The organism is Pseudomonas sp. KB-10, from assembly GCF_018221585.1.
Classification (GTDB): Bacteria; Pseudomonadota; Gammaproteobacteria; order Pseudomonadales; family Pseudomonadaceae; genus Aquipseudomonas; species Aquipseudomonas yangonensis.
In genome coordinates this window covers 928878-952710 of the sequence record NZ_QYYB01000001.1, presented here as the reverse complement: position 1 = coordinate 952710, position 23833 = coordinate 928878, and the positions used below count along the sequence as shown (strand labels likewise).

Here is a 23833-nt window from a genome sequence, read left to right as displayed (position 1 = left end):
GCGAACGCTGCGCAATCCCCATGGTCAGCTGCACACGGCCCGTGCAAAGGAAGACCCTGCATGCCCGCAGATTACGGCATTCCCCACCTGTTCGGTTACCTGATCGCGACAATCCATGCTCTCGGCGTGCTGGCCTCGATACACGCCGTACTGACCGTGCGTACTGCACAGGGCGCGCTGGCCTGGGGGCTGTCGCTGTTCTTCATGCCCTACCTGACGTTGCTGCCTTATCTGGTATTCGGCCGCAGCCGTTTCGACGCCTACGTCAAGGCGCGGCGCCAGGCCGACAAGGAAATGCGCCACGCCATGGCCGAACAGGACTGGCGCCCCTGGGTCGAGGAAGCCAAGGCAGCGCATCAATCACCTGCATATGACCGCTTTCGTGCCTTGCCGCGCCTGTCGCACCTGCCCGGGCTGACCGGCAACCGCGTGGAACTGCTGATCGACGGTGAGGCCACCTTCGAGCCCATCTTCAGGGCCCTGGCCAGCGCCCAGCAGGCGATCCTGCTGCAGTTCTTCATCATCCGTGACGACGCCCTCGGCCAGCGCTTGCGCGACATGCTGCTGGAGCGCGCCGCCGCAGGCGTGCAGGTGTACGTGCTGTATGACGGCGTCGGCAGTCATGCACTGCCACGCGCCTATATCGACAGCCTGCGCCGCGGCGGCGTGCAGGTGCACGCCTTCCCCACCCGCGCCGGGCTGTTCAATCGCTTTCAGCTGAATTTCCGCAATCACCGCAAGATCGTGGTGGTCGATGGCGAGATCGGTTTTCTCGGCGGGCTCAACGTCGGTATCGAATACCTCGGCCAGATGCCGCCGCTGGCCCCCTGGCGCGACACCCATGTGGAGGTGCGCGGACCAGTGGTGGCGAGCCTGCAGGAGGCCTTCGCCGAGGACTGGTACTGGGCCTGCCGGAAACTGCCGCCGCTGCTGATGCCGAGCAAGCAGGACGAACCCGGTCAGCTCTGCCAGGTCATCACCAGTGGCCCGGCAGACCCGCAGGAGACCTGCTCGCTGCTGTTCGTCGAAACGATTCACGCGGCGCGCGAACGGGCCTGGCTGAGCAGCCCCTACTTCGTCCCCGACGAAGCACTGTTCGCCGCCCTGCGCCTGGCCGTGATGCGTGGCGTGGACGTCCGCCTGCTGCTGCCGGCGCGAGCCGACCACCACATCGTCTATGCCGCCTCCAGCCTGTATGCCTTCGAGGCATTGCGCGCCGGCGTACGCATCTTCCGCTACCAGCCTGGCTTCCTTCACCAGAAGGCCTTGCTGATCGACCATGACGCCTGCGTGCTGGGCAGCGCCAACCTCGACAACCGCTCCTTCCGCCTCAATTTCGAGGCCAGCCTGCTGACCTTCGACGAGACCTTCAACGCCCAGGTCGCCGCCATGCTGGAAGAGGATTTCAGCCGCTCGCGCGAACTGGTCAATGCCGACCGACGCAACCTGCATCGCCTGCAGCAACTGGGCATGCGCGTCGCGCGGCTGATCTCGCCGATTCTCTGAGACCGCGCGCGGCGCCTGGTTTCGCCTGCCCAGGGTCAGCGCGGAAAACTTTGAACGGGCCCGGAGGCACGGCTATGGTTACCGGGCCAGCCGCTGTTAGCCGTCAGCGAGACCTGCCTGCATGAAAACACGCCCTGCCCTGCTGCTCAGCCTTTGCCTGTTGGTTCTGCCCGCCCTGGCGCAGGAAGAGATTCGCGTCGGCGTCGAACTGCAGCCCTATCAGCCTTACTCGGATGTAGAGGGCGGTGAGTACCGCGGTTATGCCCGCGACCTGCTGGACGCCTTCGCTGCCGAGTACGGCTACCGCTTCGTCTACACGCCGCTGCCGGTTCGGCGCCTGCTCAGTGATTTTCTCGCTGGCCGGGTCGACCTCAAGTTCCCCGATCATCCGCAGTGGAATGCTGACCAGAAGGCCGGTCACGCGGTGCGTTACAGCCAACCGGCAGCGCCCTACGTCGACGGCATACTGGTCAAGCCTAAGCACCTCGGCCAGGGCATGCAGCGCATCGAGCTGCTTGGCACGCAGAACGGCTTCACGCCCTGGCCGTATCTCTCCGAGATTCGCGGCGGGCGTATCCGGCTGATCCAGGCCAACCAGATCGAATCACTGCTGCGCATGGCCAGTAGCGACCGCGTTGACGCGGTCTACCTCAACCCCAGGGTGGTGGCTTACCAACTGAAGCAGATGGACATGGCGGCGGAGAGTCTGGTTTTCGACCCAACGCTGCCGCACGTGGAAGACCATTACTACCTGTCCAGCATCCACCACCCGCAGCTGATCGAGGCGTTCGACCGCTTCCTCGAACAGCGGGCCGACCAGGTTGCAGCCCTTCGCCTACGCCACGGCTTGTGAACTACCGCGCTGGCGTCGTTCGGTGAACACGCGCGAGCGACGTTTTCTGGCCCAGATCACCACACCTGTGACGGACAGGCCGGCAACGGCCAAGCCGAGCAACGACACCAGGATGCGCCCCGGCAAACCGATGATGCGCCCCGAATGCAGCGGGAACTGCGCCTGCAGGAAGATATCCCCGGCGCTGCCCGTACCCGGCACGTGCGCACCGGCCAGGTCACCGCTGCGGCTGTCGACATAGATCCAGGGGTTACCCAGCCCGGCATCGCCGTGATTATCACCGGCCTCGTAGAAACCGACGCCATACACGCCGAACTCCGCCGAATGGAACAGTCCGCCGGGAGGCGCGTCCCAGCCCAGCCGGCGCGCTTCGGCATTGGCAACCGCGATGGCCTGACGGCGGTCGATCAGCGGTACGATCTGTTCATCCAGCGTAACCGGCGTGCGGCTGGCGAACGGGCTTGGCGTCAGCGGCGAGAACAGTTCGACCAGCGGCCGGGTCACCTGCCGCTCCAGGTTCATCGATACCGAGGTGACGGCGAGAATCAGCAGCAGCAACCAGATCCATACGCCACCAGAGCGATGCAGGTCGAAGTTGAGCTTGTAGCCGCCCTGGCTCCAGCGAAAGGCGAACGACTTGCGCCAGCTGCGCAGGTTGGGAAACGACAGCCACAGTGCAATCAGGCAATCGAGGCACCAGACGATGGCGACGATGCCGAAGAACAGCACGCCCAGTTCGATACCGAAGCCTTCCGGGATATGCAGGCTGTAGTGCAACTTGTAGAGAAACGGCAGCAGGTTTTCCCGGCTCAGGGAGATCGCCCCCCATTCGCGCTGTCCCTGGACATTGCCGTTCACCGGGTCGATGCCCAGTTGATTGAAGCCCAGCTCAAAAGCCTTGCCGGTGGCCGGATCGATACGCGGGTCGACGAAGATGCCCAGCGCATGGCCGGGCTCCAGCGCCAGCGGCATGAAGCTCACCTGCAGGCGTGGGTCGCGCGCTTCCAGGGCGTCCACCAGTTGCAGCGGGTCCTGCGCCGGCCCTGCGCTTTGCGCATCGAACAGGTGCGGGTTGAGCCATTCGTCCAGTTCGTGATCCCAGGAAATGACAGCGCCAGTCAGGCCGGCGGTAAACAGGAACAGGGCGATGAACAGGCCGCACCAGCGGTGCAGCAATACCATAATCGGGCGCATCGGATTCTCTCGTCAGGGCCGCACACACGGGCGGCCCTGGCTGTCAGTATTTCCAGGTCAGGGTGGCACTGACGTTACGTGGGGCACCGTAATAGGCCTGAGTCCAGTAAAGGCTGTTCAGGTACTTCTCGTCGGTGAGATTGTTGAGATTGGCCGACACGCTCCAGTTCGGGTCGATGTCGTAGCTGGCCATCAGATCGACCACGGCGTAGGCCTTCTGCTTGGCGTCGGCACTTCCAATCGAAGTGAAACCGTCATCGGCCGTCAGCGGTACGGCGATCTTGATATCGTCCTGCCAACGCACCGCGGCCCCGACCTTGAGCTTTTCCATACCCGGAATGCGGTAGGTAGCGGCGGTCTTGATCATGTGCTTGGGCGAGTAGGTCACAGCATGCGAGCCGTCGGCATTGGTGATATCGACGAAGGTGTAACCAGCGCTGAGCTGCAGGCCGTCCAGCGGTTCACCCGAGAACTCCAGTTCATAGCCTTCGCTGGTCAGACCTTCGATGGCGCGGTAGTAAGCCACCGAGCCATTCATGCCCGCCTGCTCGGCGAAGTTGTCCTGCTCGGTGCGAAATACCGCCAGGGAAACGTTGACCCTGTCCTCGAACAGCTCACCCTTGATACCGGCTTCATAGTTCACGCCTTCCAGGGGAGCCAGACGCGAGCCACTCACATCGTTCTTGGTCTGCGGCGTGAAAATCTCGGTATAGCTGGCGTAGACCGAATACTGATCGGTGACGTCGTAAACGATGCCCGCGTAAGGCACCACCTTGCCGCTGTTCTTCGACGACTTGGCTTCGCCGTAGTTGGTGCCGTCGCTCCTCACGTCGACCACGCGAGCACCAGTGATCAGGCTCAGATCATCGGTCAGACTCCAGCGTGCAGCACCGTAGACGCTCTTCATGCGGTCGGTGAAGTCACTGCCGTTGCTGCCGTTGTCGTTAAGGGGCTTCGGATAATTGCCGCTCCACTGCTCCAGCGGCGGCAGCATGGTGCCGGTGCTGGAGTCGTACCAGGACAGATCCTCAAGCTCGGAGCGCGACCAGCTACCACCCAGTGCCGCTTCGTGCTGACGACCGCCCAGATTGAAAGGGCCACTGGCTTGAAGATCGACAATCAGCTGTTTGTTCTTTTCATTGTATTCGGACGGATAGGAATACAGGCCCGCACCCGTCTGGCGGTTCGGCGTGCCGTAGACATAGAACATTGAGCCATCGCTTTTCTTCTCGACACGGGTGACCACTGTCTTGGCCTGCCAACCGTTATCGAAGGTGTGCGCCAGCTCGGCAAAGGTGCGGTTTTCTTGGTTGTCCCAATAGGCCCAATCGGTGGAAGTGCTGGTAGAGCGCGAATAGTTGGTTTTACCGCCATCCTGATAGACCAGCGGCAAAGCCCCCCACATCGGCGAGTTGGCATCACTGGTCTGCAGCGTATGGCCGAGGGTGAAGAGGGTGCGCTCGTCCAGATCGAACTCCAGCACGCCATGGAACACGTTCTTCTCGCGCGAGTAGCGGTCGAGGTAGGAGTTCTTGTTTTCGTTGGCGTACACCGCGCGGCCACGTAGCGTGCCGGCATCATTGAGCGCGCCGGATACGTCGGTATCGATACGCCGCTTGTCCCAGGAGCCAGCCGTCAGGTCAACACGCGCCTGCGGCGCCAGTGTTGGCCGCTTGCGCACGAAGTTGACGGTCGCCGAGGGGTTGCCGGTGCCTGACATCAGGCCGTTGGCGCCGCGAATCACCTCCACGCGCTCGTACATTGAGGTGTCCAGATCACCCTCGACGTTACCGTAGACGAAGGGTACGGCGATGCCGTCGTACTGGAAGTTGGTGATGTCGAAGCCGCGGGCGGTGTAATAGGTGCGATCGGTTTCGACTTCCTGCACCTGCACGCCCGGCACGGCCTTGAGCGCATCGTTGACGCTGGTGAGCTTGAAGTCGCGCAGCTGGGCGCCGCTCAGGGTGGAGATCGACTGCGGCGTCTGCCGCGGGGTCAGGTCGAGTTTCGTCGCAGCACTACTGGGCGTGGACTTGTAGCTGTCGACCTCGGCCGCTGCACTGTTGCCGACCACGGTCTGGGCATCGAGCTCGATCTGCTCCTGCTCGCTGGCCACGGCATGATTGAAACTGCAGGCGGCCGCGATCGCCACGGCCAGGTGGGTTCTTCTGCTGAACAAGGGACATACTCCTGATGCGCTGTCGTTAGCCGCTGACAGTCCCTTCGCAGCTGGTCGCCTCACTGGCAGGCATTTGCAAAACGCAAATGCAAATAATTAGCGACAAATTCTCGCAGCAGAAGAAAATAGCCGTCAATACGAATTATTTACATATTGAACTGCATATCACTCATTTTTTAGCACGCCACAGTCCGCCCCGATCCAGCGAGCACGGCTTTCCATGCTGCTCGGCTGACCGTTATAGGTGCCCTTGACCTGGGTGGTGAACTCCTTGTCGCTGACGAAGTGCGTTTCCCCTTCACCCTGGGCTTGCGGGCAGGTGAAGCGGAACTTCCACACCGCCGCGCTGCGTTCGAGAATCTCGTTGCTGCAGCCTGAGTCGGGATCATGCAGCGGGATTTCCTGAGCCTTGATCTGCTCGGCCGTGAGGCACATTTGCACGCCGCCGGCGCCGAGTTTGATGCCCTGCTCGGCCATCATGCCTTCCATCATCTGCCGCTGTTCGGGTGGCAGGTTCTGCATCTGCGCGAGCATTTCCTGCATGCCGGGCATGGCGCGGCCGCCCACCTGCATGTTGTGCGAGCTGACCTCCCAGACGCCGGGCTGGATATCCAGGGCGCTGGCCAGCTCTGGCGACAGGCAGAGGGCGAGAGGTAGAACGGAACGAGAGAGGATGCGCATGACAGGTCTCCTGAGCGGATAGTGGGCCAGACCGATGGTACCTCGGGGCACCAGGGCATCGGGCCGCCGCTCCGATAGGAGGCGCGCCCCGCGGCGATTTGGACAGTTCATAAGCGCATAAGATTCGCGCCGCGCAGACGAACAAAACCCCCAGAGGCTTGCGCCGCATGGGGGTTTCCTTCTTTTGATCCGGCACTTGTGGCGCCGGGAACATGGATTCGCTCTGGCGAACCTAGCCCGCGTCAGCCGCGGCGGAGCTCAGTTCACAGCTCCAGAGTTCCAACGCCGGCTGGCTCGCTTGTGGCGGGCCGAGCCAGTCGCTCATCGGGCGACAACGCTGGTCGATACACAGTTGGTAATCCCCGGCTTCGGGCGTACGCCCGACTCGCAGGGGTTGCAAAGGCGGTAGCTGACGCTGGTAGTGCCAGCTGCCATTGCGCAGTTCGGCGCCATCGGGAATTTCCATCCCGGCGCCGGAACCCTTGACCCGCGCCTCACCGAGGACCAGGCCCTCGGTGGTGACGCGGTAATCCTCTTCCCAGCGGATCTTCTCGATGGTGTGGGTCCAGGCCAGGGTGAAGGCCGGCGTGGGCAACTCTGCCCACACCGCGCCGGCCAACCCCAGGCACAGGCCGATCACGCCGTCGCCGCCTCGGCGCGACGGGCGCGCCACAGGTGCTGCCCGATGAAGATGGCGCTGAGGGCAAAGCCGATTTCGTCACTGATCGGGGTAGCGAGAATCAGGCTGGCACCGGCGGCCAGGCCCAGGATGCGCTCCCACCAGGTCAGCTTGGCCTGCAGGAAGCCGGTGAACACCACGCCCCAGATGCCAATGGCCAGCGCCGCCTTGAACAGCACGTAGAAGGTGGCCAGCAGGCTGTCGCCCTGCAGCATCAGCGCCGGTGCGTACACCGCCATGAAAGGCACGACGAAACCGGCGATGGCGATGCGCACCGCCCACAGGCTGATCTTCAGCCCGCGCTCCTTGGCGATCGGCGCGGCGGCGAAGCAGGCCAGCGCCACTGGCGGGGTGAGGTCGGCCATGATGCCGAAGTAGAAGACGAACATGTGCGAGACGATCAGCGGCACGCCCAGCTCCAGCAGTGCCGGCGCGGCGATCGAACTGGTGATGATGTAGTTGGGGATGGTCGGAATGCCCATGCCCAGCACCAGGCAGGTGAGCATGGTCAGCACCAGCGAGAGGAACAGGTTGTCCTGACCGATGGCGAGGATGTAGCCGGCGAAGGTGGAGGCCACCCCGGTCAGCGACACCACGCCGATGATCACCCCGACCAGGGCGCAGGCGATACCGACCGGCACCGCGTGACGCGCACCTTCGACCAGCGCGTGCAGGCACAGCGTCAGGGTTTCACGGCCACCCTTGACGAACCAGCACACCGCCACCAGCGCCGCGATGACGCCGAACACCACGCCGATGCCGAGCTGGAAGAAACCGGCGCAAAGCACGCCCAGGGCGATCCAGAAGGCGAAGCGCATGACCTTGGACGACACCCGCAGGATGATCGCCGAGCCGAGGATGACCATGGCGGTCAGGGCCAGGCCGACGGTGCCGGAGAACAGCGGCGTGCGCCCGGAGAACAGCAGGTAGATGAGGATGAACAGCGGGATCAGCAGGAACCAGCGCTCGCGCACGGCCTTCCAGGGATTCGGGCATTCATTCTTGGGCAGGCCGCGCAGGTTGGCGCGCTTGGCCTCCAGGTGGACCATCCAGAACACCGAGCCGAAGTACAGCAGCGCCGGGATCAGCGCGGCCTTGGCCACCTCGAAGAACGGCACGTTGATGGTCTCGGCCATGATGAAGGCCACGGCGCCCATGATCGGCGGCATGATCTGGCTGCCCATCGACGAGGTCGCCTCGACGCCGCCAGCGAAGGCCGGGCGGTAGCCGAAGCGCTTCATCAGCGGGATGGTGAACTGCCCGGTGGTGACCACGTTGGCAACGCCGGACCCGGTGATGGTGCCCATCAGCGCCGAGGACACCACCGAGACCTTGGCCGGGCCGCCGACCTTGTGGCCGAACAGGCCCATGGCGAAGTCGGTGAACAGCTTGATCATCCCGGCCTGCTCGAGGAAGGCGCCGAACAGGATGAACAGGAAGATGTAGGTGGCCGATACGTAGGTCGGCGTGCCGTACAGGCCTTCGGTGCCGAAGGCCAGCTGGTTGACGATCTGGTCGAGGCCATAGCCGCGGTGCATCAGGTCACCCGGCAGATACTGGCCGAGCATGCCGTAGGCGAGAAACAGCGCGCAGATGATCGGCAGGGCGATGCCCATGACCCGCCGCGCGGCCTCGAACACCAGCACGATCAGGGTCAGGCCGACGATCATGTCGGTACTGGTCATGTCACCCGAACGCTGGATCAGGTCCGCCTCGAAGTACCACTGATAGATGGCCGTGGCCATGCCGGCCAGGCCCAGTAGCCAGGCCAGGGGCTGCCAGGTACGTTTGGCGCCGAAAGCCGGGATGCTGATGAACACCACCAGCAGCAGGAAGCCGACGTGCACCGCGCGCAGCACCTGGGTGGATACCGGGTGGAACGCCGCCGTGACGATCTGGAAAACGGAAAACAGCAGCGCGACGGCGAACAATGCCTTCGGCCAATCGGATGGGCTGGCGCCCATACCCTGATTCTGCTCACTCATGGAATGCAAACCTCATGACTACTTCGATTGCGGTGACAGAGTCGCCAACAAAACCTACCGCCTGTGAGCGCCGGTTTTATTCGCGATTCTGGGGGTTCTAGCCATTGCGCTGTAGGAGCGGCTTCAGCCGCGATCTGCTCGCGGACATCGCGGCTGAAGCCGCTCCTACAGAAGCAACATCGGCGTCGATACAGAGCAAACAGGCCGTGGCGCAACGCCACGGCCAGCCCTGCATTACAGCGCGCCAGCTTCCTTGTAGAAGCGCTCGGCACCCGGGTGCAGCGGGATCGGCAGATTCTTGGTAGCGCTTTCCAGTTTGATGTCCTTGGCCGCAGAGTGAGCGGTGCCCAGACGGTCGAGGTTGTCGAACATCAGCTTGGTCATCTGGTAGGCCACTTCGTCGGAAACGCCTTCATGGCTGACCAGGATATTGGTGATGGCGACGGTGGGTACGTCGGCATCCTGGCCGTCGTAAGTGCCGGCCGGGATGGTGGCGGCCTCGTAGGCGGCGTTGTCGATCTTCGCGGTCACTTCGGCGGGGATGGCGACGAAGCTGATCTTCATGGTCGAAGCCAGGTCACGAATGGCGGCCATACCCAGGCCGGAGGACTGCAGCGTGGCGTCCAGCTGACGGTTCTTGATCAGCTCGACCGACTCGGCGTACGGCAGGAACTCGACCTTGCCCATGTCCTTGTAGCTCAGGCCGGCGGCTTCGAAGATGGCACGGGCGTTGAGCTCGGTGCCGGACTTCGGCGCACCGACGGAAATGCGCTTGCCCTTGAGGTCTTCCAGGGTCTTGATGCCGGATTCGGCGTTGGCGACGATCTGGATGTAGTTCGGATAGGTGCCGGCAATGGCGCGGAGCTTTTTCAGCGGCGCCTTGAAGCCTGCGTCTTCCACGCCGTTCCAGGCATCGGCGACCGAGTCACCGAGGGCGAAGGCCAGCTCGCCACGACCGGCCTGCAGCAGGTTGAGGTTTTCCACCGAGGCCTTGGTCGCCTGAACCGAGGTCTTGGAGCCTTCGATGCCGTTGCTGTACAGCTGCGAAAGAGCCACGCCGATCGGGTAGTACACGCCGCTGGTACCGCCGGTGAGCACGTTGATGAAGGTCGGGGCAGCGAGCACTGCGGTGCTGGCAGTGATGGCCGCGGCAGCGGCGAACAGGCTGAGTTTCTTGGTCAGTCGCATGGAAATATCTCCGTCGTTGTTATGGCTTTATGCAGAGTTTCACTCTAGTCGACGCCACCGAGGCGGCATCGGCGGCGCGCGATCAGCGGCGCAGGGTGCAACGTTGGACAAGAGCCGCGGCAGGCGCGGTGGGGAGGCGGCCCATGCAAAGCAGCGAGTGCGGCATGGCGCGAGGGGCATGGCAGTTCATGGGGCTGACCTCTTGTCGTTGTTATGGTCGCCGCGTCGGCAAGCTGCCGCGCGGCTACAACCCACATAGCAGATGCCGTGCCAGGGCCTGAGAAGCCCGATATAGAGGGGTTTTATCCGGAGACCAAAGGGGCGCTGAGCAGGAAACCGCTTACACTTCAGCGGTCGCAGGCAAGAATCCGCCTATCGCAGGCCTCGCGCGTTCTACTCCCTCTCCCACTCGGGGAAGAGGGCCGAAGAACACGCAAAAACCGCTGAACCCAGGATGCAGGACGGCTACTCCGCCCCGCCCGGCAGATAATCACCGCGCGCCAGGCCGTGGCGCTGCATTTTCTCGTTGAGCGTGCGCCGCGGCAGCTCGAGCATTTCCATCACCGCGGCGATATTGCCCTGGCATTGCAGCAGGGCGTTGTGCAGACATTGCGCCTCGAAGGCCTCCATCTGCTGCGCCAGCGCCTGACCGGCGAAGCGCTCGGCGGGCGGCGGGCTGGACAGCCCCAGGGCATGACGCTCGGCGGCGTTGATCAGCTCGCGGACGTTGCCCGGCCAGTCGTGGCCGAGCAGGCGTGCCAGTTCGCTGGGCGCCAGCGGTGGCGCCTCGCGGCCATGGCGTTGCGCCGCTTCGTGGGCGAAATGTTCGAACAGCAGCGGGATGTCCTCGCGCCGTTCGCGCAACGGTGGAATGTGCAGGGTAGCGACGTTCAGGCGGTACACCAGGTCCTCGCGGAAACGCCCGGCCTTGACCTCGTCGAGCAGATCCGGCTTGGCCGCACTGATCACCCGCAGGTCGACCTGGATGCTCTTGTTCGAACCCAGGCGCTCCAGGGTCTTTTCCTGCAGAACGCGCAAAAGCTTGACCTGCTGCGCCAGCGGCAGGCTCTCCACCTCGTCGAGGAACAGGGTGCCGCCGTCGGCATGCTCGATACGGCCGATGCGCCGCGCCTGGGCACCAGTAAAGGCTCCGCTCTCGTGACCGAACAGCTCGCTTTCGAAGATGGTCTCGGGAATCGCCGCACAGTTGAGCGCGGCAAAGGCCTTGCTCGCGCGCGGGCTGAAATCGTGCAGGCTGCGCGCCACGCGCTCCTTGCCGCTACCGGTCTCGCCGCGGATCAGTACGTTGACCGAGGTGCCGGCCAGTTCGAGGATCTGCCGGCGCAGGTTTTCCATCGGCCGAGAAATACCGATCAGCTGGCTTTCGATACGGCCCTTGTTCGCCACCTGCTGGCGCAGCTGGCGGTTCTCGCAGACCAGGCGGCGCTTGTCCAGGGCACGGCGCACACTGTCGAGCAGGCGCTCGGGGGTGAAGGGCTTTTCGATGAAGTCATAGGCGCCCTGACGCAGCGCCTGCACCGCCATGGGCACATCGCCGTGGCCGGTGACCAGGATCACCGGCAGATCGCTGTCGATCTGCAGCAGCTTGTCGAGCAGTTGCAGGCCATCGCTGCCGGGCATACGCACATCGCTGACGACAATGCCGGGGAAATCGCGATCGACCACCGCCAGCGCTTCGGCCGCGCTGGCGCAGGTGTGCACCTGGAAACCGGACAGCTCCAGCCACTGCTGCACCGCCTCGCGAATCGCCGCTTCATCGTCGACCACTATGACCTGAGCGCTCATGGCACCTCCTCTTCAGAACGGCGGGCAGTGTAGCCCGGATGAAATCCGCTGAGACAACCCGCAGCGTAGGATGAGAACCCGTAGCAGCGGCTTTAGCCGCGATAGCTGCGCCTGCATTTCGCCGCTGAAGCGGAATGCCGCCCAGCCGCTCCTGCAAGGGCTCGTCGTGGATGACGCTTCATCCATCCACCGTGACCGGCAACCTTGGTGGATGAAAACAGCCATCCGCCCTACCCGCTAACAGGCAGTCAAAGCGCTGCCGGCAACCGCAGCGTGAACACTGCACCCCGTTCACCGTTGTGCGCCTCCAGGCTGCCGCCGAGATCGCGCACGATACCGTAGGACACCGCCAGACCGAGCCCCAGACCCTGCCCCACCGGCTTGGTGGTGAAGAAGGGTTCGAACACGCGGCCGAGCGTTTCTTCGGCGATGCCGCCACCGCTGTCCTCGACGCTGAGCAGGCAGCTGTCGTCTTCACGGGCGATGCGTACCAGCAGGATTCGCGGCTCGCTATCGGCCATGGCATCGAGGGCGTTGTGCAGCAGGTTGAGCATCACCTGTTCGATGCGAATGGCATCGCCAAGCACCTCTGCCTGGTCGTCGATCTGCGTGCGCAGCTCGACCTGTTCGCTACGCATGCGCGGCGCCAGCAGCTGCAGCGCCTGCTCCAGCACGTCGCCCAGACACAGGCGCTCGCTGAGGCCGGCGGGGGTCTTGCGGGCAAAGGTCTTGAGGTGGCCGGTCAGTGCGGCCATGCGTTGCAGCAGGCCGTCGATACGCTGCAGCCCGTCGCGCACCGCCTCGGGACGGCCACTGTCGAGCAGCAGACGCAGGCTGCCGAGCTGCATCTGCAGCGCAGTCAGCGGCTGGTTGATCTCGTGCGCCAGGGCCGCCGACATCTGCCCCAGCGCGGCCATCTTCGCTGCATGCACCAGGCCGTCCTGGGCCTCGCGCAGCTCGGCGGTACGCAGCGCCACCTCGCGCTCCAGGCGCTCGCGAATGCCGACCTGCAGACGTTGGGTCTTACGCCGCTGGGCCAGGAACAGCAGCAGAAAGGCGCACGTCATCCACACACCGGCAGCGGCCAGGCGGTAGCTGCGCACGCTGTCGGCCAGACCGGCCGGTTCACTGAGCAGATGCAGGGTCCAGCCCTCTTCGGGCATGTACAGGCGCTGCCAGAGGTAGTCGCGATCACCGTCGGGGCCATCGACGCGCGCCCAGTCGGCGTCAGCATCGATCTGCCGGTGCAACTGATGCGTCAGCGGCTGCAAGGCCTGCTCGGCGTATCGCCGTACCTCCACCAGTTCGGCGCGCGCCTGTTCGTCCAGCGGCTGAAACGCACGGAAGCGCCAGGCCGGCTTGTTGCTGAGGATCACCACCTGATAGCTGTCGGCGACCAGCAGCACGCCGGGCTGGCCGACCCATTCTCGCTGCAGGTCTTCCAGCTCCAGCTTGACCACCAGCACGCCAAGCAGCTCGCCGTCGTCACCACGCACCACGTGCGAGAGGAAGTAGCCGGGAATACCGGTGGTCACGCCCACCGCGAAATAGCGCGCGCCACCATCGCGCAGCGCGTTCTGGAAGTAGGGACGAAAGGCATAGTTGTTGCCGACGAAGCTGCTCCAGTCACGCCAGTTGCTGGCCACCAGGGTTTCGCCCTGAGCATCGAGCAGGTACAGCACGGTGGAACCCGCCGCGGCATTGAGCCGCTCCAGACGCTGGTTCAGTGCCAGGCGCAGCTGACGATCATGCGGCGCGCGCAGCAGGCTGCGGATATCGCTGTCCAGCGCCAGCACCTCGGGCACCGAACTGAAGCGTTCGACCAGGGTGCGGATGGACTGGGCGTAGAGCTGCAACTGTCCGCGCGCTTCGACGCTGCGCTCGTCCCAGGCACGCCGCTCGGCATAGCGACCACCCAGCCACAGGCTCAGCAGCAGACCGGCGGCAATCGCCAGCACGGTGAAGAGGACGCGGTAGCGGGGGCGCAGCGACAGGGGCATGGGCGACTCGCGGGATCAGGACGAGCCGCATGTTACCCCATCAGGCGTAAAGATCAGCGCGGGTCCAGGGCAGATCATGGCCGCCATCGTCGCGCGGCTTCACCGCGAGAATCTGGTGCAGATTCATCCAGCCATGCTGAAAGCCGTAGGCGCAGCCGGCCAGGTACAGGCGCCAGATGCGCAGGGATTTTTCCGGCACCCACTGCGCCGCTTTCTGCAGCCGTTTCTCCAGCCCCTGGCTCCACAGCTGCAGGGTGCGCGCGTAGTGCAGGCGCAGGCTCTCCACATCGACGATCTCCAACCCGGCCTCGCTGATCGCCCTGGCCATGGTCGCCAGGTGCGGCAGCTCGCCCTGCGGGAACACGTAGCGGTCGATGAACTCGCCGGCACCACGACCGACCGGGCGACCGTCGGTGAAGCGCGAGGTGATGCCGTGATTCATCACCAGGCCGCCGGGCCTGACCGCAGCGAACAGGCGCTGACAATACAGCGGCAGGTTGGCGTGGCCGACATGCTCGAACATGCCGACGCTGACCACCTTGTCGAAGCGACCGTCCTGCGGCAGGTCGCGGTAGTCGAGCAGCTCCAGGGTCACGCGGCTTTCCAGGCCCTCTTCGGCCACCCGCTGCAGGCCCAGCTCCAGCTGCGCCTGGCTTAGGGTGATGCCGTACACCTCGGCCTCGAATTCGCGCGCGGCGAAGCGCGCCAGGCCGCCCCAGCCGCAACCGACGTCGAGCAGCCTGTCACCGGGTTGCAGGCGCAGCTTGCGACACAGGTGACGCAGCTTGGCCTGCTGAGCCTGGTCGAGGTTCTCCTGGCCGGTTTCGAAGTAGGCACAGGAATAGACCATGTCGCGGTCCAGCCACAGGCGGTAGAACTCGTTGGACAGGTCGTAGTGATAGCTGATGGCCTCGGCATCGCTGCGCTTGTCGTGCGCGGCGTAAGGCTCGACCGGTGCGGATTCGTCACCGAGCAGTGCACTGCTCAGCGCATCGCCCACTTCGATGGCCTCCTCGATGGGGCCTTCCAGATCGACCCGGCCTTCGACATAGGCAGCGCCCAGCGCATCCAGACTGGGGTGGGCCAGCTGGGTGACCAGGCTGGGGTCCTTGACCACCAGCGTCACCCGCGGCTTCGGCCCCAGATCGATCTGCTTGCCGTCCCACAGTTTAAGGCGCAGCGGTAGTCGTAGATCACGAAGTGCGGTGGGCAGTTGCGCGAGCATGGTCATTCCTCCGGCCAGGTGAATGAAGCCTAGAGCAGATGACCTGAGCGGTGCGGCCGGGTTCGATCCGGACGACTAGCGGCGCCGCAGCAGCGCCACGAAGAACGCCCCGCCGATGGCAGCGGTGACGATGCCGATGGGCAGGTCCTGCGGCGCCAGCCAGGTGCGCGCAGCGACATCGACCCAGACCAGGAACAGCGCCCCCAGCAGCGTCGCCACCGGCAGCAGGCGGCGGTGCTCGGCGCCGACCAGAAAGCGCGCCACGTGCGGCAGCATCAGGCCGACGAAGCCGATGGCACCGGACAGCGACACCAGCACCCCGGTCAGCAGCGACGCCACCACGAATACCAGCAGGCGCACCCGGCGTGGTTCCAGGCCCAGGCTCACCGCGCTCTGCTCGCCGGCCATCAGCGCATTCAGCGCCCGGCCCAGGCCAAGCAGCACCGCCAGGGCCAACGCCAGGCACAGCGCCGGCAGCCAGAGCAGTTCCCAGCGCGCCAGGCCCAGCCCACCGAGCATCCAGAACAGCACCGAGCTGGCCGCATGCGGGTTGCCCAGGTACAGCAGCAGGTTACTCGCTGCCATCATCACGAAGGACACCGCCACCCCGGCCAGCAGTAGGCGCTCGCTGTGCAGACGGCCGCTGCGGCTGGCGATGGCCAGCACCAGCAGCATGCTCGCCAGCGCGCCGACGAAGGCCGCCAGCGGCAGGCTGAGCAGCCCGGCGAACTCGCCCAGGTAAAGCACCACGACCACCGCGCCGAAGGCCGCGCCGGAACTGACGCCGAGCAGATGCGGGTCGGCCAGCGGGTTGCGCGTCACCGCCTGCAGCACGCTACCGACAAGCGCCAGCCCGGCGCCGACCAGCGCACCAAGCAGCACCCGTGGCGCGCGCAATTGCCAGACGATGCTGTCCTGACCGCTGTTGACCGGCACCTGCGGCGTGATGCCGAACAGGTGCTGGCCAATGATCGCCCACACGCGCTCGAGCGGCACCTGCGCCGCGCCAAATGCCAGCGACCAGGCGCAGGACAGCGCCAGCAGCACGGCCAGCCCGAGCAATAGCAGGCGATAGCGATTCACTGGGCGAGCGCCTCGGGGTGCAGCGCGGCGGCCAGGGTTTCGATGGCGGCGGCGTTGTCCAGGCTTGGCGTGACGGCCAGATAGGGCAGCACCACAAAGCGTTTCTCCCGAATTGCCGTCACCCCCTGCAGCGCCGGATGCTGCAGCAGGAAGTCGCGCTTCTGCGCCGCCGTGCGCTCGCCGTAGTCGACGATCAGGATGACCTCGGGGTCTTCCTCGACCACCGACTCCCAACCCACCTTGATCCAGCTGCCGGCCACGCCATCCATCACGTTGCGCCCACCGGCCGCCTCGATCAGCGGCTGCGGCATGCCCTGGCGCCCGGCGCTGAAAGGCAGGTCTTCACCGCTGTCGTAGACGAACACCCTTGGCCGCGTCGGCTGCTCGCCCAGGCGCGCCTGCACTGCCGCCACGCGTCGCTGCATGCCTTGCACCAGTTCATCGGCGCGCGGCTCGACGGCGAAGATGCGGCCGAGGTTGCGCAGATCGGTGTAGACATCCTCGAGGCTGGCGACGCGGCCGGGCAGCACATGCGCGCAGGACTCGCTCAGCTCGTACACCGGGATGCCGAAACGCGCCAGGCTGGCCGGGGTGACCTCGCCGCCGATGCGCATGCCGTAGTTCCAGCCGGCGAAAACGAAGTCGGTACCGGCACCCAGCAGGTTCTCCAGCGACGGGTAGCGCGCCGCCAGTTCCGGCAGGCCGGCGAGTTGCTCGCGCATGCTCGGGTCGAGGGTCTTCCAGCCGCTGATGCCGGTGTAGCCGGCCATGCGCTCCTTCAGCCCCAGGGCCAGGAGCATGGCGGTCATGTTGACGTCATGGCTGATCGCCCGCTGCGGCGGCTGGGCAACGCTCACCTGACGATCGCAGCTGGTCACGGTGACGGCCCAGGCGGGGCTGATCAGCGCCAGCAGGATTGCGCCAACGAATGTAGGAGCGAGCTTTGCTCGCGAAGCTTTTGCCTTTTCCCAAGATTCGCGAGCAGAGCTCGCTCCTACAGGTTCAGCCGTGCGTAAACGCTTCATCAAACAATCCAGGTAATACGCGGATGCCCCGCCAGTGGATGGGTATCGACCAGCGCCCGTACGCCGAACACCTGCTGCAGCAGCTCGGCGGTGAGCACCTCGGCGGGCGTGCCGACGGCCACCAGGCGGCCCTGGTCGAGCACGCAGAGGCGATCGCAGAAGGCCGCTGCCAGGTTCAGATCATGGAAGCTGGCCAGGGTCGCCAGACCCAGCGCCTTGATCTGGCCAAGCAGTTCGAGCTGGTAGCGCGGGTCGAGGTGGTTGGTCGGCTCGTCGAGGATCAGCAGTTGCGGCTGCTGCACCAGGGCGCGGGCGAGCAGAGCGCGCTGCTTCTCGCCGCCCGAGAGGCAGGCGAAGGACTGCTGCGCCAGGCCGCTCAGGCCGACACGGGCCAGCGCCTGATCCACCAGGCGCTGGTCCTCGGCATCGTCGCCGTCGAACAGGCCCTTGTGCGGCGTACGGCCCATGGCTGCCACCTCGTGCACGCGCAGGCCGAAGTCCTGCGGAAATTCCTGCAGCACCACCGCCACGCGCTGTGCGCTCCAGCGCGGCGGGCGCTGCCACAGCGCCTCGCCGTCCAGTTCGACGCTGCCGCCGCTGGGCCGCTGAAAACGATAGGCGCAGCGCAGCAGGCTGGTCTTGCCACTGCCGTTGGGGCCGATCAGACCGAGCAGCTCACCATCGCCGATCTGCAGGTCGATGGCCTCGAGCAAGACGCGCTGGCCATCCGGCGACCAGGCCAGGTCACGGATGCGCAGGCGCGGCTCAGGCGCCGCCGTACGGCGGCTCGCGGGCGGCGAGAACAGACTGGCAGGCCAGCCTGCGGCACTATTCACTGACACACAAAGTCTCCACGCGCGGCACGCCTGCACAGGCACGCCCGCTTCAAAAGCTGTAATCCGCCGTGACGAAGAACGAACGCGGCGCGCCCAGGTACCACTGCTCACCGTCGCTGCTGGCGCTGGTGGCGTACTGGCGGTCGAACAGGTTGTTCAGCTCCAGACCCAGGCGCACATCCGGCAACGCCTGCCAGGCGAAGTTGGCGTCGACCACGGTATAGCCGGGCACCTTGGCGGTATTGGCGCTATTGGCGTAGCGCGCATCGACATAACGCGCGCCGATGCCGGCCTCCACGCCACTACCGAGCGCCTTGTTCAGCCACAGGTTGGCGGTGCGCCTGGGCACGTCGGTCGGGCGATTGCCGCTGCGGTCGCCGCCACCTTCGATGAAATCGTCGTACTCGGCGCGCACCAGGGCGGCGTTGGCCGACACCTCCCAGCCCTGACCCAGCGCCAGTTCCAGGGTGGCTTCCAGGCCATCGGACGACTGCTGGCCGATCTGCTCGGTGGGCGAGGTCGGCGTTTCACGGCTGAGCAGCTTCTTCTTGACGATGTGGTAGGCGGCCAGCGTCCACTCGCCCTGCCCGCCCCAGAACATCTGCTTGAGGCCGATTTCGGTCTGTTTGGCTTCGCTCAGGTCGAACTGCTGCTGGGTCGGATTAAGCGTCAGCAGGTTGCTCACCCCCTCGGTGCTGGTGGCGTACTGGCCGTACAGCGACAGATCGGGGGTCAGGGCAAAGACCAGCCCGGCGCGCCAGTTATCGCCGCTCAGGCTGCGATCAGCGCTGCTGCCATCGATCAAGTTGTCGCGCTGGATATGCACCTGATCGCGGCGCACGCCGGTCACCAGCGCCAGGCGCTCGGTGAGCTGGGTGCGGTTCTCGGCGAACAGCGAGAACTGCCACGCCAGGTTGCGCTCGCGCGGGCCGTAACCGAGCGGATCGGTGCTCTGGTACTGGCCGCCACCGGAACCGACCAGCGGCACGCTGTCGCTGAAACTGCTGGCGAAATCGTGCTGGCGGGCAAAGTGGATGCGGTTGTAATCCACCCCGACCACCGTGCGGCTATCGAGGCCGAACAGGGCGTGATCGAGGGTGAAGGTCTGGCGGTCGCCGACCTGCTCCTGGGTGTGCTTGATCCGGTAGAACTCGCTGCGCTCGACCGTATCACCCGGCTGCCAGCGATAGGCCTCGGCATTGCGCCAGTAGCGCTGGGTCTTGATGTAGTAGAGCTGGTTGCTGGCGCTGAGCGCGTCGTTGATACGCCAATCCGTCACCAGGCGGGTGATCTGGTCGTTGTAGCGGATATCCGCGTCGGCGACGTTGTAATTGCGCTCGCGGATGCTTTCGCGGTACTTGCCGGCCACCAGCGGCGTGCCGAGATAACGCATCGGGCTCTGGTCGCCATGGTCGTGGGACAGGGTGAAGCTCAGGTCGTCATGGGCGTCCCAGCGCAGGGCGGCGCTGAGCGCGACGCTGTCCGAATCGCCCCGGTCGACCCAGCCATTGCTGGCCTGCTGGTTGAGGTTGAAGCGATAGCTCAGCGCATCGTTCAGCGAACCACCGCTGTCCAGCGCGGCCTGACGGCGGTCGTCGCTGCCGTAGCCGAGGCGCAGCTGGTTGCGGATCTCGCCGGCGAAGGGCTTCTTCGGCACCACGTTGATCACCGCACCGGTGGCACCCTCGCCATAGAGCACCGAGGCCGGGCCGCGCAGCACGTCGATACGCGCCACCGACCAGGTGTCCACCGGGAAGGTCACGGTGCCGGCACCGACGTACTGACGGGTGCCGTCGTACAGCTGCATGGTCGCCGCATGGCCGGTAAAACCGCGCGCCGACAGCGCCGTGCCGCCATTGCCGGGGGTGCCGATGCTGCTGATGCCCGGTGTGCGGGTCACGGCGTCCTGCACCGAGAGGTTGTTGCGCCCGCGTACCTCGGCGCCGCTCAGGCTGCTGGTGCTGGCCGGGGTTTGCAGGGCCGAAAGCTCCAGGCGCGAACCGGAGGTGGTGGGCGTATGCAGATCGCTCTCGCCCTCTTCGGCGGCCTTGGCACGGATGGTGAGTTCGGGCAGGTCGACGGCCTCGTTGGCCAGCGCCATGCCACTGCAAAGCAGGGCCAGCGGCCAGGTGCAGCGAAGAACAGGGTTTCGCACGGCAGGATTTCCAGGATTGCGCGGAGAATCAAGGGATGAAATGTTATTGTTATAACATAACATTATCGACATTCGCAGCCTGGAAAGCAGCCGAAGGGGGTCTGCGACCGAAACGGTCGGTAAACATTGATTGAAGCGGAAATGGCGCGCCATAGGGGTTCCATCGGTAGAGGGAAGGCACGGCAATCCGATGGAAATGCGCAACAGCAGACAGGGGCACGGCGGCGCCCTACTGGAGTCAACGCCCGCCCACCGCGGGTTGCCAGACAAATGACTCCAGGCCGGTCTCCGGGCTTGCGAGGGTCATGAACGCATCGCCTTCCCATGCGCGTGGCGCACAGTGGCGTATCGATGCGGTCGCTCGCTTACCGTTGCGGGGGCAGCGTCGGACTTCAACCGACTTCCCGTTTCACCTCACGCGCGGCGGCGTGAGACACCTGAAGCGGGGCGGATATGACCACCCACACCCGCTCAAGTCAAGGCGCGAGGGTAATTGTGGGAGGCGCTTTAGCGGCGATTGCTCATAGCTTGAATTGGCCGCAGGCGTAATCCGAGTTGCTAATTGCTGCCCGGCTCGTCGATGCGCAGTTCCGGCAGCGCCCTGCCCGCTACCAGGCGCTCATCGACCAGGCGAATCACCGCCGCCTCGTCCCTGATGCCGTACCACTCGCCGTGTGGATAAAGGCTCGCGGTCGGGCCCAGGTCACAGGGGAACTGGCACTGGCTGCGGGTGATGTGCACGCCGCCTTCGCACTCCAGCCTGCCAGCGGCCTTGAGCCGCTGACGCAGGGTTTTCCACAGGCCCAGCGCGCCCTTGCGCGTGCAGCGCGGGCCGTTGCACAGCAGCAGGCGCTGCGCATGCGGCGGGATCTGCGACCAGGCGTGATGCGCCGGCACGGGCGGCACGTCGCTGCAGGGCAGGTGCGCTTCGCGATGCGCCAGCAGCACGCCCAGGCCGTCGAGCCAGGCTTCCTCCAGCGCCGTGCAGACCACGAACACCCCTGCCCCATCGCCGCGCTCGGCGATGCGTTCGCGCAACCAGTCGCGGTGCGCGGCATCGGCGCGCGGCTCCAGATCCACCACCAGCAGCGGCCGCGGCGCCTGGTCGATGGCTTGCCAGAAGCCGTCCTGCTCGCTGTCATGCAGATGCACCTCGCCCAGCAGCGCTTCGACGCGCTGCTGCAAACGCTCGGCAGAAGCTCCACGACCAAGGCCGGGGCCGATGAACAGAACGCGGGCGTAGGGGGCTTGGCTCATGACGGTCTCCAGAACGGGCCGGCAGTCTAGCAGCGCGTCGTGGTCCGGAGGCAATCCAGCGGGTGATAGAAAGCCCGGTGCGCGCGGCGCACCCTACGGAATTAACGCAACATAGGCGTAGGGTGGACGGCGCTTTTCGCGTCCACCACGATGCCGCTTTGTAGGAGCCGCGCCCCGCGGCGAATACAGACGAATGGAAAAAGCAAGGCTTCGCCCCGGGGCGGGGCTCCTACAGGAAAGCCTGCAGCGCCTCCCACAGGGCGTCCGGTTCGGTGAACTCGCGCGTCACAGCCGGCAACTCGGGACGGCGCAGTAGCAGCACCGGCAGGCCCAGCTCACGGGCGACCTGCAGCTTGGGTTCGGTGGAGGCGCTGCCGCTGTTCTTGCTGATCAACACGTCGCAGCGGATACGGGCGAACAGTGCACGCTCCTCGTCCAGCGAGAACGGTCCGCGCGCGCCGAGGATCTCGGCGCGCGGCGGCGCCGGTTCGCTCTGCAGGCAGCGCACCGTCCAGTGCTGGTGCTCGGGTATCTCGTGCAAATGTGCCAGCGGCTCACGGCCGGAGGTGAAAAACGGCCGCTGGAACGGCGCCAACGCGCGGGTCAGTTCATCCCAGCCATCCACCTCGCGCCAGTCGTCGCCCGCGCCCGGCTGCCAGCCGGGGCGGCGCAGGGCCCAGCAGGGCACGCCGGCGATCTCGGCGGCGCGGGCGGCGTTATGGCTGATCTGCGCGGCATAGGGGTGGGTCAGATCCAGCAGCACCTCGATGCCTTCTTCGGCGATAAAGGCCGCCAGGCCCTCGGCACCGCCAAAGCCACCGACGCGCACGCGGCAGGCCAGGTCGTCCGGCACCCGGCCGAGGCCGGCCAGGCTGTAGACGGTTTCCGGTCCGAGGCGACGGGCCAGGCGCAGCGCCTCGGTGGTGCCGCCGAGCAGCAGGAGTCGCGCGCTCACGGTTTGCGCACCGCCAGCAGGGTGATAGGCAGCGCCGCGCGCCAGGTGTCGAAGCCGCCCAGCGGCTGCGCCTGGGCCACAGTGAGCCGCAGCAGCTCGCCACCCTGCCGTTCGCGGAAGGCCACCAGCGCCGCCTCGCTCTGAATGGTCACGGCATTGGCCAGCAGGCGGCCACCGGGCTTGAGCGCGGCCCAGCAATCATCCAGCACACCGGGTACGGTGACGCCGCCGCCGATAAAAATGGCATCCGGCGCCGGCAAGCCGTCCAGCGCCTCGGGCGCATGCCCGGCGACCAGTTGCAGCCCGGGTACGCCGAGGGCATCGCGATTGTGGCGGATATGATCCTGACGGCCCTCATTGGCCTCGACGGCGATGGCACGGCAGGCCGGGTGCGCGCGCATCCATTCGATGCCGATGGAGCCACAGCCGGCGCCGACATCCCACAGCAGCTCGCCGGGCAGCGGCGCCAGGCGCGCCAGGGTCACCGCACGCACGTCACGCTTGGTCAACTGGCCGTCGTGGCGGTAGGCGTCGTCCGGCAGGCCGCAGGTCGGCGGCAGCAGTTGCGCACCGGCGTCGGCCAGGCATTCCACCGCCAGCAGGTTGAGGTCGGCGCCGCGCGGCAGGCTCCAGCTTTCGGCCAGACCATCGACTCGGCGCTCCTCCGGCCCGCCAAGGTGTTCCAGCAGGGTCAGGCGGCTGGTACCGAAACCACGGGCGCGCAGCGTTGCGGCAACCTGTGCGGGCGTGTCGCCATCGGCACTCAGCACCAACAGGCGCACGCCGGGAAACAGCCGGGCGTTGAGCGTGGCCAGCGGCCGGCCGACCAAGGAGACCACCTCAACCCCCTGCAGCGGCCAGCCCAGACGCGCCGCCGCCAGCGACACCGAGGATGGCGCCGGCAGTACCTGCAACTCGTCGGCCGGCACCCGGCGCGCCAGGCTGGCGCCGACGCCGTAGAACATCGGATCGCCGCTGGCCAGCACGCACACGGCCTCGCCACGCCGCGCCAGCAGCGGCTCGAGATCGAAGGGGCTGGGCCAGGTTTCCCGCTCACCACCGATGCACCGCGGCAGCAGCGCCAGCTGGCGCGGCGCGCCGACGATGCGCGCAGCCGCCAGCAGCGCGCGGCGCGCGGCCTTGCCCAGGCCGGGGTAGCCGTCTTCGCCGATGCCGACCAGGGTCAACCAGGGTTTCATCCACCTTCCTCGCAAGTAGCCGACAGG

At 65.9% G+C, this 23833-nt stretch carries 18 protein-coding genes and 1 riboswitch; of the genes, 2 read left to right on the top strand and 16 right to left on the bottom strand.

Annotation, left to right across the window (positions count from 1 at the left end; genetic code table 11):
• Positions 1-60: 60 nt before the first annotated feature.
• On the top strand, positions 61-1506 hold the full coding sequence (cls, locus tag DXK50_RS04395; RefSeq protein WP_212629458.1) for a cardiolipin synthase: 1446 nt from the start codon (positions 61-63) through the stop codon (positions 1504-1506).
• 121 nt (positions 1507-1627) lie between these two features.
• The gene (locus DXK50_RS04390; protein WP_212629457.1) at positions 1628-2359 is read left to right on the top strand and encodes a substrate-binding periplasmic protein; all 732 of its coding nucleotides are present in this window, start codon (positions 1628-1630) and stop codon (positions 2357-2359) included.
• Here DXK50_RS04390 and DXK50_RS04385 read toward each other — a convergent pair.
• From DXK50_RS04385 to cbiE, 16 genes are all read right to left on the bottom strand, one after another.
• On the bottom strand, positions 2342-3553 hold the full coding sequence (locus DXK50_RS04385) for a PepSY-associated TM helix domain-containing protein (RefSeq protein WP_212629456.1): 1212 nt from the start codon (positions 3551-3553) through the stop codon (positions 2342-2344). The two genes, DXK50_RS04390 and DXK50_RS04385, sit on opposite strands and share 18 nt — an antisense overlap.
• A 43-nt stretch (positions 3554-3596) precedes the next feature.
• Entirely contained in the window at positions 3597-5732 is a 2136-nt protein-coding gene (locus tag DXK50_RS04380) for a TonB-dependent siderophore receptor (RefSeq protein ID WP_212629455.1), read from the bottom strand.
• Between the two features lie 165 nt (positions 5733-5897).
• Positions 5898-6413, bottom strand: coding sequence for a DUF3617 domain-containing protein (locus DXK50_RS04375; protein ID WP_212629454.1), 516 nt, complete (start codon positions 6411-6413; stop codon positions 5898-5900).
• 232 nt (positions 6414-6645) lie between these two features.
• Positions 6646-7053: a DUF1850 domain-containing protein gene (locus DXK50_RS04370; RefSeq protein WP_212629453.1), complete on the bottom strand. Its 408-nt coding sequence runs from the start codon at positions 7051-7053 to the stop codon at positions 6646-6648.
• Entirely contained in the window at positions 7050-9077 is a 2028-nt protein-coding gene (locus DXK50_RS04365; protein WP_212629452.1) for a TRAP transporter permease, read from the bottom strand. Before DXK50_RS04365 ends, DXK50_RS04370 begins: the two co-directional genes overlap by 4 nt.
• 234 nt (positions 9078-9311) lie before the next feature.
• The gene (locus DXK50_RS04360; protein ID WP_161864316.1) at positions 9312-10265 is read right to left on the bottom strand and encodes a TAXI family TRAP transporter solute-binding subunit; all 954 of its coding nucleotides are present in this window, start codon (positions 10263-10265) and stop codon (positions 9312-9314) included.
• A gap of 465 nt (positions 10266-10730) precedes the next feature.
• A complete protein-coding gene (locus DXK50_RS04355) occupies positions 10731-12071 on the bottom strand; it encodes a sigma-54-dependent transcriptional regulator (RefSeq protein ID WP_161864315.1) in 1341 nt (446 codons plus the stop codon).
• Positions 12072-12319: 248 nt separating this feature from the next.
• Complete coding sequence (locus tag DXK50_RS04350) at positions 12320-14071, bottom strand: sensor histidine kinase (RefSeq protein WP_212629451.1); 1752 nt, start codon at positions 14069-14071, stop codon at positions 12320-12322.
• A gap of 40 nt (positions 14072-14111) precedes the next feature.
• Entirely contained in the window at positions 14112-15296 is a 1185-nt protein-coding gene (cfaB, locus tag DXK50_RS04345) for a C17 cyclopropane fatty acid synthase CfaB (protein ID WP_212629450.1), read from the bottom strand.
• Positions 15297-15371: 75 nt separating this feature from the next.
• Positions 15372-16379, bottom strand: a complete 1008-nt coding sequence (locus DXK50_RS04340; protein WP_212629449.1) for a FecCD family ABC transporter permease — start codon at positions 16377-16379, stop codon at positions 15372-15374.
• On the bottom strand, positions 16376-17404 hold the full coding sequence (locus DXK50_RS04335) for an ABC transporter substrate-binding protein (RefSeq protein ID WP_212629448.1): 1029 nt from the start codon (positions 17402-17404) through the stop codon (positions 16376-16378). The genes DXK50_RS04340 and DXK50_RS04335 overlap by 4 nt, the downstream gene beginning before the upstream one ends.
• Complete coding sequence (locus DXK50_RS04330; RefSeq protein ID WP_212629563.1) at positions 17404-18210, bottom strand: ABC transporter ATP-binding protein; 807 nt, start codon at positions 18208-18210, stop codon at positions 17404-17406. Before DXK50_RS04330 ends, DXK50_RS04335 begins: the two co-directional genes overlap by 1 nt.
• Positions 18211-18289: 79 nt before the next feature.
• A complete protein-coding gene (locus DXK50_RS04325; protein WP_249186682.1) occupies positions 18290-20341 on the bottom strand; it encodes a TonB-dependent receptor in 2052 nt (683 codons plus the stop codon).
• A gap of 316 nt (positions 20342-20657) precedes the next feature.
• Positions 20658-20851, bottom strand: a riboswitch (cobalamin riboswitch).
• 102 nt (positions 20852-20953) lie between these two features.
• A complete protein-coding gene (locus DXK50_RS04320; protein ID WP_212629446.1) occupies positions 20954-21652 on the bottom strand; it encodes a (2Fe-2S) ferredoxin domain-containing protein in 699 nt (232 codons plus the stop codon).
• A 229-nt stretch (positions 21653-21881) separates the two neighbouring features.
• Positions 21882-22607, bottom strand: a complete 726-nt coding sequence (locus tag DXK50_RS04315) for a cobalt-precorrin-6A reductase (protein WP_212629445.1) — start codon at positions 22605-22607, stop codon at positions 21882-21884.
• The gene (gene cbiE, locus DXK50_RS04310; RefSeq protein WP_212629444.1) at positions 22604-23806 is read right to left on the bottom strand and encodes a precorrin-6y C5,15-methyltransferase (decarboxylating) subunit CbiE; all 1203 of its coding nucleotides are present in this window, start codon (positions 23804-23806) and stop codon (positions 22604-22606) included. The genes DXK50_RS04315 and cbiE overlap by 4 nt, the downstream gene beginning before the upstream one ends.
• Positions 23807-23833 lie beyond the last annotated feature (27 nt).